This window comes from Streptomyces sp. NPDC031121, assembly GCF_055570615.1.
In genome coordinates, this window is sequence record NZ_JBVIGV010000012.1 from 242,364 (window position 1) to 254,983 (window position 12,620).

Sequence of the window (12,620 nt, forward strand, 5' to 3'; positions counted from 1 at the left end):
GCGAGGCTCCGTCACGCGGCCCGCAGGGGCTCCGTGAGCCTGCCGTCCGCCATCACCGCCGTGCGGTCCGCCCGCTCCAGGTGGGTGCGGTCGTGCGTGACCAGCACCGTGGCGGTGGACCGCTCCCGGGTGAGGGCGGCCAGCAGGTCGAGGACGGCCGCGCCGCGCTCGTGGTCGAGGGCGCTGGTGGGCTCGTCGACCAGGAGCACCGAGGGCTCGTTCATCAGCGCGCGGGCGATGTTCACGCGCTGGCGCTGCCCGCCGGAGAGCTGGTGGGGGCGCTTGTCGGCCTTGTCGGCGAGCCCGACGGCGTCGAGCAGCTCCAGGGCCCGGCGGCGCAGCGCCCGCGGCGGGCGCCCGGAGAGGTGCGCCATCGCCAGCAGCTGCTCGGCGGCGGTGAGTGACGGCAGCAGGTTGGGCTGCTGGAAGACGATGCCGATCTCGTCGCGGCGCAGCGCCGACTTCTCGGCCGGAGTGAGCCGCGCGGTGTCCCGCCCGGCCACCACGACCCGCCCGGAGTCCGGGGTCACGAGGGTGGCGGCGACCGCCAGCAGGCTCGACTTCCCGGAGCCGGAGGGCCCGACGACGGCCGTGAGGGTGCCCGCGGGGACGTCCAGGGCGACGGAGTCCAGGGCGGTGAGCCGGCTCTCGCCGTCCGGGTAGGTGAGGGTGACGTCGTGCACCAGCAGGGTCATCGGGCGCTCCCGAGGGCGGTCAGGGGGTCGACGGCGGTGATCCGCCGGATGGACAGCGCGGCGCCGAGCGCACCGAGCGCGATCATGACGGCGGCGGGGGCCAGCACGGTCCCGGCGTCGAGGACGAACGGGACGTCGCCCCCGCTGATCAGCGCGCCGAGGCCGGCGGCCAGGGCGGTGCCGAGGCCGGTGCCGAGCGCGAGCATCACCACGGCCTGGCCGAGCGCGTCGCGCAGCAGGTAGGGGGTGGAGGCGCCGAGCGCCTTCAGGACGGCGACGTCGCCGCTGCGCTGGATGGTCCACACCGTGAAGAAGGCTCCGGTGACCAGGGCGGAGATGGCGAAGAGGAAGCCGCGCATCAGCTGGAGCGAGCCGTTCTCGGACCGGTAGGAGCCGATGGCGCCGAGGGCGTCCTCGACGGTCCGCGCCTCGGTCCCGGCGGCCCGGTCGGCGGCGGCGAGGTCGGCACCGGAGGAGGCGTCGACGGCGATGACGGTGGCAGCCCCGCCGGAGGCCGCGCCGGGAGCCGCGCCGGGCGGCGAACCGGCGGCGCCCGGGGTGCCGAGGCGCTGCCAGTCCGCCAGGTCCGCCCACACGACGGGCGTGTGGCTGTACGCGGCGGTACCGGCGACGGCGGCGACGGTCAGCTCCAGCGGGCCGATCGCCAGCCGGGAGCCGGCGGTGAGCCCGCCGAGGTCCTCCGCGGCCCGCTCCGTCAGGACGACCCGGCCCGGGCCGGGGCCGCCCCCGGCGGCGGGTGCGAGGGGGCCGCCCGGCTCCACGCCGAACACGGACACCGCCGCGGTGCGCTCCCCCGCCGCGGCGTCGGTGGTGCGGATGCCGAGCGGGTCGGCGGACCTCACCCCGGGCGTGTCCCGCCACGCCCGCCAGGCCTCCTCGGTGACCCGGGAGCGGGTGAACGACACCTCCTGCTGCCCCGGCGGAGCGCCGAAGGCCACATGTGAGGCGGGCAGCCCTGTGACGGCCGAGACGTTCTCCCGGGCCAGGCCGGCCGTCAGCCCCGACAGCAGGCCGACCAGCAGCGTGACCAGCACGACGACCGACCCCATGAGCGCGAAGCGGCCCTTTGCGAACCGCAGATCTCTCCAAGCGACGAACATGCCCCCAGCCTGGCCGGGCCCGCCGGGCCTGGGCATCGTGCGCGGGGAGCGATCCCGGTATCGAAGGTCGCACCCCGACATCAAACTTTTGATTGAAGGGATCCGGTCCGGCCGCGCATACGCTGGACGGGCCATGCCTGCTCCGCACCCCGCCCCGCCCCCGCCCCCCGCTCCCCCGGCACCCCCCGCCGGGCGCCCGCTGACACCCGTCGCCCGGCTGCTGCGGCTGTGCCTGCACGCACTGCTGGCCGGGCTGCTCGTCCTCGCCGCGGCGCGGGCCTTCGCCGGGAACGCGCCCCACGCCGCCTGGACGGCCGCCGCCTGCGCCCTCCTCGCCGCCGTCTACGCCGCCGGGGTGCGGGCGCCCGCCGTCCACGCCACGGCGCGCGCCGCCGCCGTATGGCTGGGAGCCCTGGGCGCGGTGTGGGCGGTGCTGCTGGTGCTCTCCCCCGACGCGCTGTGGCTCGCCTTCCCGCTGTACTTCCTCGAACTGCACCTGCTGCGGCTGCGCTGGGCCGTCGCGGCGGTCGCCCTGACGGCCTGCGCGGCCATCGGCTCCTTCGCCGCGCACAGCGGCACGCTCCGGCCCGGCGCCTTCCTCGGGCCGCTGCTGGGCGCCGCCGTGGCGGTGGCGACCGTCCTGGGCTACCAGGCGCTCTACCGGGAGAGCGAACGCCGCCGCCGGCTGATCGAGGAGCTCATCGCGACCCGGGCCGAGCTGGCGGCGGCCGAGCGGGCCGCGGGCACGACCGCCGAGCGGGAGCGGCTCGCCCGCGAGATCCACGACACCCTCGCCCAGGGGCTGTCGTCCATCCAGCTGCTGCTGCGCGCCGCGGAGCGGGCGCTGCCCGGCGGCGACCCGGCGCTGGCGCCCGCGCTGGAGCACATCGGCCGGGCCCGGGCCGCCGCCCAGGAGAACCTGGCCGAAGCCCGCCGGTTCGTACGGGCCCTGACCCCGCCGGACCTGGAGCGCGGCTCGCTGGCCGCCGCGCTGGAGCGGCTGTGCGCCGCGGCCCCGCAGGCCCGCTTCTCGCTCAGCGGCACCCCGCGGGCGCTGCCCACCCCGTACGAGGTCGCGCTGCTGCGGATCGCCCAGTCGGCGCTGGCGAACGTCGTCCGGCACGCCGGGGCCGGGCGCGCAGAGATCACGCTGACCTTCATGGACGCCTCGGTGACGCTGGACGTCGTCGACGACGGGGCCGGCTTCGACCCGTCCAGCGCCCCCCGCGGGGAGGGCGGCTTCGGGCTGCCCGCCATGCGGGCCCGCGCCGAGTCGCTGGGCGGGCTGTTCACCGTGGAGTCGGCGCCCGGGCAGGGCACCGCCGTCGCGGTCACGCTGCCGCTGCCCGCCGAGACGGAGCCGCCGGCCGGGGGCGCGGGCACCGGCCACACGGACAGGGAGGTCCCCCGATGACGATCCGGCTGCTGCTGGCCGACGACCACCCGGTGGTGCGCGCCGGGCTGCGCGCCGTACTGGACACCGAACCGGACTTCACGGTGGTCGCGGAGGCCGCGACGGCCGAGCGGGCCGTGGAGCTGGCGGCCTCGGAGCCCGTGGACGTCGTCCTGATGGACCTCCAGTTCGGTGCGGGCATGCACGGCTCGGCGGCGACGGCCGCGATCACGGCCCGGGCGGGCGCCCCGCGGGTGCTGGTGCTGACCACGTACGACACGGACGCCGACATCCTCGCGGCGGTCGAGGCGGGCGCCTCCGGCTACCTGCTGAAGGACGCACCGCCGGAGGAGCTGGCGGCGGCGGTGCGCACGGCGGCGGCGGGCCAGTCGGCGCTGGCCCCGGCGGTGGCGCTGCGGCTGATGGACCGGATGCGGACGCCCGCGGAGGCGCTGACGAAGCGGGAGCTGGAGGTGCTCCAGCTGGTCGCCGACGGGCTGTCGAACCAGCAGATCTCCAAGCGGCTGTTCCTCAGCCAGGCCACGGTCAAGTCGCACCTGGTGCACGTGTACGCCAAGCTCGGCGTCGACTCCCGCACGGCGGCGGTGGCGACGGCGGCGGCCCGCCGCCTCATCCGGACGCCCTGGAAAGCGTCGGGCAGCTGATGCAACGGCTCTCAGTGCCTCGCCGTACCCAACTCCCGCACGACCTGGGCAAGTGCACGGACGGGGGCGAACTCGGTGTCGCTGCGCCAGACCAGGCCCCAACGCAGGCCCGGCCAGTCGTGAATGGGCAGATAGACGATGTCGGGGCGGGCGTGGTACCGGGTGACGTGGGCGCCCAGGCTGTGGATGACGTCTCCGGCGCCGACCTGGGTGAACATGTCGTCAAGGCTCTTGATGACCGGGCTGTGGCGTTCGATCGGGCGGCCGCTGGGGGTGTGGAAGGGCGTGAAGGCGTCCGCCCAGTAATCGGGGCCGGCCGGGCCCTGCCAGATGCCGAAGTCGCCGAAGACCTCCAGGGAGACCGAGGGCCGCACGGCCAGTTCGTGGTCGTGGGCGACGAGTGCCACCGCGTGCTCGGTGTAGATGACCGGCCCCACGGTGAGGTCGGGCTCCTCCACGGGCAGCCAGGCGACCAGGACGTCGATTTCTCCCCGCCTCAGCGGGCCGAACGCGTCGACGAACGGGTTGTGCCGTATGCGCAGGGCCCACTGCGGGTGGCGGGCGCGGAACGTCTCCCAGTAGAGCCGCAGATCGTGGGCGTTGCTGGGCAGCATGCCCACGCGTACCACTTCGGTCGTACCGCGCGCGGCGAGTCTCGCCCGCTCCACACTCTCCCGTAGCCCCTGGTAGACCGGCAGCAGGTCCGCGCGCAGTTGCTCGCCCAGCGGGGTCAGCCGCACGTTTCGGCTGTTGCGCTCGAACAGCTGCGCCCCGACACCTCGTTCCTGCTTCTTGAGGGCCTGGCTGACCCGGGCTTGGGACACGTGCAGCCGTTGGGCCGTCCTGCCGAAGTGAAGCTCTTCCGCAAGCGTCAGGAAGATCTCGATGTCCCTCAGCTCCACCCGTCCCGTCCCCCTCGGTGCCATGACGACGCACCACGATCCATAAGCGGCCGGTTATCCGGCCTTCAGTGATCTCCCGTTGATCCCCCTCCAGCCAGGCGAAATGCTGATGGGCAGGCCGGGCGACCACTCGGCGATCAAAGTAAACACAAGGGGGCGGCGACATGTCACAGGCCATCAGGCAGACCGTGAGCTGGGACGGGCGGGGGAACTGGGCTCTGAGCGGCGGCGCGGACGGTGGGCTTTCACGGGCGGGGCTGCACCGGATGCGCGAAGTGCTTGCCGGCTACGTCGAGTCCGGGGCGGTTCCCGGACTGGTCGCGCTGGTGGGCAGGGGCGACCAGGTGCACGTCGAGGCGTTGGGCACCCTGCATGCGGCTCGTCGATCGGACGCTCGATCGGACGGCGCTCCGGGTGGTGTGCCCATGCGCCGTGACACCCTCTTCCGTATGGCCTCACTGACCAAGCCGGTCACGGCCGCGGCGGTGATGATCCTGGTCGAGGAGTGCCGGCTGCGGCTGGACGACCCGATCGAGGCCTGGCTGCCCGAACTCGCGAACCGGCGGGTCCTGACGCGGATCGACGCGTCGCTGGACGACACCGTGCCCGCCCGGCGCTCGATCACCGTGCGCGATCTGCTGACCCTGACCTTCGGTTTCGGTCTGGTGCCGGCTCCGCCGGACACGTACCCGATCCAGGTCGCCGTCCGGGAGCGGGGCGTCATCGGTGACGGGACCGCGAACTGGCCGAAGGCCGGACCGGACGAGTGGATCAAGCAGCTGGGCGCCCTTCCGCTGATGTACCAGCCCGGCGAACGGTGGCAGTACCACGTCGGCTCGGACGTGCTCGGGGTCCTGGTCTCGAGAGTGGCGGGCCGATCCTTCGGGGAGTTCCTGCGCGAGCGGCTGTTCGAGCCGCTGGGGATGGTGGACACCGGGTTCCACGTGCCGGCCGACCGGCTGCACCGGCTTCCCACCAGTTATGCCCACGACCCGGAGACCGGCGAGCTCACGACCTGGGACGAGGCCGTCGGCGGCAAGTACAGCCGGCCGCCGGTGTTCGAGGCCGGTGGAGACGGTCTGGTCTCCACCGTCGACGACTACCACGCGTTCCACCGGATGCTGCTGAACAAGGGGAGGCACGGAGGCGAGCGCGTCCTCTCCCGCGCCTCGGTCGAGCTGATGACCATGGACCACCTGACGCCGGAGCAGAAAGTCGAGAAGGACCGGTTCGGCGACCTCTTCGGACGGCACGGCGGTTACGGCTTCGGCATGGCGGTGCGCACCCAGCGCCGTGACCTCGCGTCCGTGAAGCAGTTCGGGTGGGACGGCGGCCTGGGCACGACGGCGTACACCGACCCGGCGGAACGGCTCACCGGGATCCTGCTGACGCAGACGGCCATGGACTGCGCGGACACCCCCCGGCTCCACCAGGACTTCTGGACCACCGTCTACCGCACACTCGACGACTGACGAGACCGGAGCAGCCCGACGCCTTCTCAGACGGCGGCGGGCAGGAGGCTTACGACGTGGGCCGCCGGGCCGGCGAAGGCACCGGAGGACAGTGAGGCGACTGCGGCGGCCAGGGCGGTCGCGGCGGCCGCAAGGGCGGTGCGGAGGCTCGGACGGGGCACGGGGGGCTCCTCGGGTGGCGGGGTGCCGGCCCCGCGGGCGGGGGGCCGTGCCTCCAGGGGACCCGGCCGGCGGGGGCGGCGTCATGCCGCGGGATCCCGGGGCTTGACGCCGGGCCGTGCCCCGCGCGCCGGTCAGGCCACCCAGTGGGGCCGTTCGATCGACGGGGTGAGCGGTACGCCGTCGTGGAACGCCGCGGCGAGGCGCCGCACCGCCTCCTCCAGCCGGTCCTCCGGCAGTGTGTACGGGATGCGGATCCGGTGCTCGAAGGTGCCCGGGTCGACGCCGAAGCGGGCGCCGCGGCTGAGATACACCCCCGCGTCGGCGGCCCGCTCGGCCAGGGCGGACGCGACCGGTTCGCCCAGGTCGATCCAGAGCGACAGCCCGCCCGGCGGCACCCGCCAGGACCACTGCGGGGTGCGCCGCTCCAGGCACCGCACGAGGGCGGCGCGGCGGGCCCGCAGCTGTGCGAGGCGGTCCGGCAGGGCGCCGTCGGCGCCCTCCGTGAAGGCCAGGGCGACCAGCTGGTCGAGTACGGAGCCGGTCATGTCCGCGGCGACCCGCACCGTGGCGAGTTCGTTGACGACCTTTTCCGCGGCCCGCACCCAGCCGACGCGTATGCCGCCCCAGTACGTCTTGCTGAGCGAGCCGATCGTGACGACGTGGTCCGCGGCGCCGCGCGCGGCGAGCGAGGCCGTCGGGGCGGGGGCGGGCACGTCGAGGGCGATGTCGGCGACGGTCTCGTCGACGACCAGCCAGGCCCCGGCGGCGCGGGTCGCGGCGAGCAGCCTCAGCCGCTGCTCGGGCGGCATCAGGGCCCCGGTCGGGTTGTGGAAGTCCGGGATCGCGTACGCCAGCCGCGGCGCGGTCCGGCGCAGGGCCGACTCGGCGGCCTCCAGGTCCCAGCCGTCGTCGGAGACGGGCACCGGGCCGGTGCGCAACCCGGCCTGCCGCAGGGCGTCGAGGGCGTTCGGGTAGGTGGGGTTCTCGGCGAGGACCCGGTCGCCGGGCCGGCACAGCAGGGCGGTGACCAGGCTGAGGGCCTGCTGGGCCCCGGAGGTGACGAGGATCTGCCCGGGGCGGGTGGGCAGGCCGCGGCGGGTGAACCGGGCGGCGATCGCGGCCCGCAGCTCGGGCAGGCCGAAGGGGTGGTAGCCGGGGTGGGCCGCGAACTCGGGGAGCCGCTGCGCGGCGCCCGCGAGGGCGTCGGCGAGGAGGCCGGCGGGGGCGCCCATGGCGGCGACGGCCAGGTCGAGGGGCGGCCCGCCCGCACCGTCGGGGCCGGCGGCGGCCGCGGCGAGGTGGAAACCGCCGACGGGCCGGTGGCCGTCGGGCAGCTCGGTCCAGGTGCCGGAGCCGCGGCGGCTGCGGGCGTAGCCGCTGCCGCGCAGCAGGTCGTAGGCGGCGGTGACGGTGGCCCGGCTGGCACCGAGGGCCTCGGCGAGCTCCCGTTCCGCGGGCAGCCGTACGTGGAGGGGGATCCGGCCGTCGAGGACCAGGCTGCGCACCGCCTCGGCCAGCGCCCGGTGGCGGGGGCGGGCACGGACTCCTGCGGGCAGGAGGGCCGTGAGGCGGCGGCTGCCGATGGCCCTGTCCGCCGTCCGGACCACTCGCCCGTCCGCCATGCCGTCCCCTGCCTCCCCCGGCGGCCCTGTCGATCGGGCCGATCAAGGTCCAGACTCGCCGGACGGGCCGCCGATGGCAAGGAGGAACCCGCGGCATGCGGCAGGCGGGCCGGGGCGCGCCGGATGCCGGACGGGGCGGGCGCGGACGGTGGCGGCGGGGTGACAATCACTGCCATGCCAGTCCATCCGGGCCGCCCGCCGGCGGCCGCCCCCGCCGAGCGGTCCGCCCTCCGCGCCGCGCCCGCCGCCGACTCCGACACCTCCGCCGCCCCGGTCGCGGGGCTGCTGCTCGCCGCGGGGGGCGGGCGGCGGCTCGGCGGCCGCCCCAAGGCGCTGCTGCCCTACCGCGGGCGGCCGCTCGTCGAGAACGCCGTGCGGGTGCTGCGCGAGGCGGGCTGCGGCCCGGTGCACGTGGTGCTCGGCGCGTCGGCGGCCGAGGTCCGCGAGCGGGCCGACCTCTCGGGCTGCGTCGTCGTCGACAACCCGGACTGGGGCGAGGGCATGGGCTCCTCGCTGCGGGCGGGCCTGGCCTCGCTCGCCGGTACGGGGGCCGGCGCGGCCCTGGTGTCGCTGGTGGACCAGCCGGGCATCGGGCCAGAGGCGGTGGCCCGGGTGCGGGGGGCGTACCGGTCGCCTGCCAGCCTGGCGGCGGCCGCGTACGGCGGGGAGCGGGGCCACCCGGTCCTGTTCGGTGCGGACCGGTGGGCGGACATCGCGGCGACCGCGGAGGGCGACCGGGGGGCGCGGGTCCACCTGGCGCGCCACGCCGCCGAGCTGGTGCTGGTGGAGTGCGGGGATGTCGCGGAGGCGTACGACATCGACACCCCGGCCGACCTGGCGCGCCTGGCGTGAGGGGCGCCGGTGCCGGGCAGGGGCGGGGGTGCGTGCCGCGCGCGGGCCCGAGCGGTGCGTGACCGGCGTGGCACTGAGGGCCACCGCCGGGGGTGCTCTGTCGACCCGGAGAATCTCGACATCAACAAACCATTGAACTTCCACCATAAGGAAATTACTATCCACTGGTCAGAAGCGCCCTGAACCCCAGACGGCGCCGGCGACCGTATTCAGGAACTCTCCACCCCCGGCGGCACTGCGTGCCGCCCCACGCGAGCATTCCCCCCGCGGCCGCAAGGCACCGCCGCTGAAGGAGTGACAGACATGTCCGCACCAGCGCCGTCGTCGCCGGCCCTCGTCGACGCCGAGCCGCTGCCCCGCCAGGACGAGGTCCTGACGGAGGCCGCCCTCACCTTCGTGGCCGAGCTCCACCGGCGGTTCACCCCCCGCCGCGACGAGCTCCTCGCCCGCCGCGCAGCGCGTCGCGCCGAGATCGCCCGCACCTCCCACCTCGACTTCCTCCCGGACACCGCACAGGTCCGCGAGGGCGAGTGGCAGGTCGCGCCGGCCCCGGCCGCCCTGAACGACCGCCGTGTGGAGATCACCGGCCCCACCGACCGCAAGATGACCGTCAACGCGCTCAACTCGGGCGCGCGGGTCTGGCTCGCCGACTTCGAGGACGCCTCGGCGCCGACCTGGGAGAACGTGGTCCTCGGCCAGATCAACCTGATCGACGCCTACGAGCGCCGCATCGACTTCACCGACCCGCGCACGGGCAAGTCGTACGCGCTGAAGCCGGCCGAGCAGCTCGCGACCGTCGTCATGCGGCCCCGCGGCTGGCACCTGGAGGAGCGCCACCTCACCGTCGACGGGCGGGCGGTCCCCGGCGCGCTGGTGGACTTCGGCCTGTACTTCTTCCACAACGCGCAGCGCCTGATCGACCTGGGCAAGGGCCCCTACTTCTACCTCCCGAAGACGGAGTCCCACCTGGAGGCGCGCCTCTGGAACGACGTCTTCGTCTTCGCGCAGGACTACGTGGGCATCCCGCAGGGCACCGTCCGCGCCACCGTCCTCATCGAGACCATCACGGCCGCGTACGAGATGGAGGAGATCCTCTACGAGCTGCGCGACCACGCGGCGGGCCTGAACGCGGGCCGCTGGGACTACCTGTTCTCCATCGTGAAGAACTTCCGCGACGGCGGCGAGAAGTTCGTCCTGCCCGACCGCAACGCGGTCACGATGACCGCCCCGTTCATGCGCGCGTACACCGAACTGCTGGTGCGCACCTGCCACAAGCGCGGCGCGCACGCCATCGGCGGCATGGCCGCGTTCATCCCCTCCCGCAAGGACGCCGAGGCCAACCGCATCGCCTTCGAGAAGGTCAAGGCCGACAAGGACCGCGAGGCGAACGACGGCTTCGACGGCTCCTGGGTCGCCCACCCCGACCTGGTCCCGATCGCCATGGCGTCATTCGACGCGGTGCTCGGGGACAGGCCCCACCAGAAGGACCGGCTCCGCGAGGACGTGTCGGTGGCCCCCGGCGAACTCATCGCGATCGACTCGCTGGACGCCAAGCCCACCTACGACGGCCTGCGCAACGCCGTCCAGGTCGGCATCCGCTACATCGAGGCCTGGCTGCGCGGCCTCGGCGCGGTCGGCATCTTCGGCCTGATGGAGGACGCGGCGACCGCGGAGATCTCCCGCTCGCAGGTCTGGCAGTGGATCAACGCGGGCGTCGTCTTCGAGAACGGCGAACGCGCCACCGCCGAGCTGGCCCGCCGCGTCGCGGACGGCGAACTGGCCGCCCTCCGCCAGGAGGTGGGCGAGGAGGCGTTCGCCGCCGGCCGCTGGCAGGACGCGTACGACCTGTTCCTCCAGGTCTCCCTCGACGCGGACTACGCCGACTTCCTCACCCTCCCCGCGTACGACCGCCTCACCGGCTGACCCCGGCCGGGCGCACCCAGCCGCCCACCAACGCCCCGCCCCCGGCCCGCAGGAGCCGGGGGCGGGGCGTCTTCCGCGCCCGCGGGCGGCGTTGAAACGGAATCCCCACAGCCGAACGACCGGTCGGTCGTTACGGCATCGTAATCTGCGGCTACCTAGCGGTAACAACACGGCCCGTGTCACCTTTCCGACTGCCACCGGCCGGCGGTTTCCCCCACGTCCCCAGCCATGCCCCGGAGTTCGCTCCGGCTCCCCGGCATGGCCTACCGCAGGAGTTCCGCCGTGATCGGATTCCGCAACGCCGGCACCCCCACTCCCCGCCGCCGGGTGCGACGGCTGGCCGTCGCCGGGCTCGCCCTGCCGCTCGCCGCGGGCGCCCTGGCCGGCGGCACCGCCGACACCGCGGCCGCCGCCCCCCAGGGCGGTCCCACTGCCGTCGTCACCATGGGCGACAGCTACATCTCCGGCGAGGCCGGCCGCTGGAAGGGCAACAGCCTCACCAACACCGGCAGCCGCAGCGGCACCGACCGCGCCTGGGTGTCCGGTTCCGTATACGACCCCGCGAAGGTGTACGGCACCACCGCGGGCGGCTGCCACCGCTCAGACTCCGCTGAAGGCGGCAGCGCCGGCCCCGTCGCCGACGTCGCCGTCAACCTGGCCTGCTCGGGGGCGACCACCGCGAACGTCTTCCGCGCCGCGAGCGGCGGCGTCCCGTACAAGGGCGAGGCGCCGCAGGCCGACCAGTTGGCCGCCGTCGCCGCAAGCCACGACGTCAAGGTCATCGCCCTGTCCGTCGGCGGCAACGACCTCGGCTTCGCCGACATCATCAAGAAATGCGCGTACGACTTCGTCCTCTGGAACTCGTACTGCCACGACGACCAGCAGTACGAGGTCGACCGGAGGATCGACGGGGTCATGGCGAACGTCGGCAAGGCGGTCGACGAGGTCCGCGCCGTGATGCGCGGCGCCGGCTACACCGACATCTCCTACCGGATCGTCCTCCAGTCCTACCCGTCGCCGATCCCGCGCGGCGCGGAGAACCGCTACCCGCAGAGCGACTGGAGCCGCCTCAACACGGGCGGCTGCCCCTTCTGGAACCGCGACTCGGACTGGGCGCGGGACTCGCTGGTGCCCCAGCTGGCCAACCGCCTGAAGGCGGTGGCGACACAGAAGAACGTCCAGTTCCTGGACCTCCGCGACATGCTCCAGGGCCGCGAGGTGTGCGCGAAGGCCAGCAAGCACGTCACCTCCACCGCTCCGGCGTCGGCGAAGACGAGCGAGTGGGCGCGCTGGATCGACAGCAGCGAGACGCAGGGCCTGGTCCAGGAGTCCATGCACCCCAACCACTTCGGCCAACTCGCCCTGGGCCGCTGCCTGTCCCTGGCCGCAGCCCGCCCCGCGGACGCGAAGGACACCTGCAGGAACACGGCAGGCTCCGACCAGACGGGCATGTACCTCACCCCGACCCCGTGAGGCGCGGCGGGGCCGCGCGGGCCGACCTCACGGACCCGCGACCCCGCCGTTCCCGTCATGCACGTGGAGGCCTCGCAAGCTCGCTGTACGACGAAGGCTCCGGCCGACGAGTCGGGGGATGGGGTGGGGTGGGTGGCGGGAGCCGATCGGTCGGGGTCGGGGTGCGGCAGCGGGACGGGGTCGGCAGGAGCCGATCGGTCCGCTCGGAAGTGCGACGGCGGCAGCGAGGTGGGCGGGAGCCGATCGGTCGGGGTCGGGGGTGTGGCTGGGGGTGTCCCCGGCAGTTGATGGTGTCCGGGGCGGGCCGGTCCCTCAAGGGCCAAGGCCGCGTAGTTAGGTG

At 74.6% G+C, this 12,620-nt stretch carries 11 protein-coding genes; 6 read left to right on the forward strand and 5 right to left on the reverse strand.

The features are described from left to right. Positions 1–11: 11 nt before the first annotated feature. Together ACZ462_RS23765 and ACZ462_RS23770 are read right to left on the reverse strand one after the other, a co-directional pair. Complete coding sequence (locus ACZ462_RS23765; protein WP_467808287.1) at positions 12–695, reverse strand: ABC transporter ATP-binding protein; 684 nt, start codon at positions 693–695, stop codon at positions 12–14. Beyond that, entirely contained in the window at positions 692–1,816 is a 1,125-nt protein-coding gene (locus tag ACZ462_RS23770; protein WP_467808285.1) for an ABC transporter permease, read from the reverse strand. The genes ACZ462_RS23765 and ACZ462_RS23770 overlap by 4 nt, the downstream gene beginning before the upstream one ends. A gap of 133 nt (positions 1,817–1,949) precedes the next feature. Between ACZ462_RS23770 and ACZ462_RS23775 the strand changes: the two genes are divergently transcribed. Together ACZ462_RS23775 and ACZ462_RS23780 are read left to right on the forward strand one after the other, a co-directional pair. Then, positions 1,950–3,230, forward strand: coding sequence for a sensor histidine kinase (locus ACZ462_RS23775; RefSeq protein WP_467808284.1), 1,281 nt, complete (start codon positions 1,950–1,952; stop codon positions 3,228–3,230). Further along, positions 3,227–3,874 carry a response regulator gene (locus ACZ462_RS23780; protein WP_467808282.1) on the forward strand — a complete coding sequence of 216 codons (648 nt, stop codon included), beginning with the start codon at positions 3,227–3,229 and terminating at the stop codon, positions 3,872–3,874. Before ACZ462_RS23775 ends, ACZ462_RS23780 begins: the two co-directional genes overlap by 4 nt. Before the next feature lie 11 nt (positions 3,875–3,885). Here the strand turns inward: ACZ462_RS23780 and ACZ462_RS23785 are convergent, their stop codons facing one another. Further along, a complete protein-coding gene (locus ACZ462_RS23785; protein ID WP_467808281.1) occupies positions 3,886–4,800 on the reverse strand; it encodes a LysR family transcriptional regulator in 915 nt (304 codons plus the stop codon). 242 nt (positions 4,801–5,042) lie between these two features. Here ACZ462_RS23785 and ACZ462_RS23790 point away from each other — a divergent pair, with 242 nt between their 5' ends. Continuing rightward, the gene (locus ACZ462_RS23790) at positions 5,043–6,248 is read left to right on the forward strand and encodes a serine hydrolase domain-containing protein (protein ID WP_467808279.1); all 1,206 of its coding nucleotides are present in this window, start codon (positions 5,043–5,045) and stop codon (positions 6,246–6,248) included. 26 nt (positions 6,249–6,274) lie between these two features. Here ACZ462_RS23790 and ACZ462_RS23795 read toward each other — a convergent pair whose 3' ends face one another. Together ACZ462_RS23795 and yczR are read right to left on the reverse strand one after the other, a co-directional pair. Further along, positions 6,275–6,409, reverse strand: coding sequence for a hypothetical protein (locus ACZ462_RS23795; protein WP_467808278.1), 135 nt, complete (start codon positions 6,407–6,409; stop codon positions 6,275–6,277). 132 nt (positions 6,410–6,541) lie between these two features. Further along, entirely contained in the window at positions 6,542–8,032 is a 1,491-nt protein-coding gene (gene yczR, locus ACZ462_RS23800) for a MocR-like transcription factor YczR (protein WP_467808275.1), read from the reverse strand. Between the two features lie 174 nt (positions 8,033–8,206). Here yczR and ACZ462_RS23805 point away from each other — a divergent pair, with 174 nt between their 5' ends. The 3 genes from ACZ462_RS23805 (at position 8,207) to ACZ462_RS23815 (ending at position 12,280) form a co-directional block, all read left to right on the forward strand. Continuing rightward, a complete protein-coding gene (locus tag ACZ462_RS23805; protein WP_467808274.1) occupies positions 8,207–8,884 on the forward strand; it encodes a nucleotidyltransferase family protein in 678 nt (225 codons plus the stop codon). Positions 8,885–9,187: 303 nt separating this feature from the next. Continuing rightward, complete coding sequence (aceB, locus tag ACZ462_RS23810) at positions 9,188–10,807, forward strand: malate synthase A (protein WP_467808272.1); 1,620 nt, start codon at positions 9,188–9,190, stop codon at positions 10,805–10,807. 282 nt (positions 10,808–11,089) lie between these two features. Further along, the gene (locus ACZ462_RS23815; protein ID WP_467808271.1) at positions 11,090–12,280 is read left to right on the forward strand and encodes a GDSL-type esterase/lipase family protein; all 1,191 of its coding nucleotides are present in this window, start codon (positions 11,090–11,092) and stop codon (positions 12,278–12,280) included. The last annotated feature ends 340 nt before the right edge of the window (positions 12,281–12,620 follow it).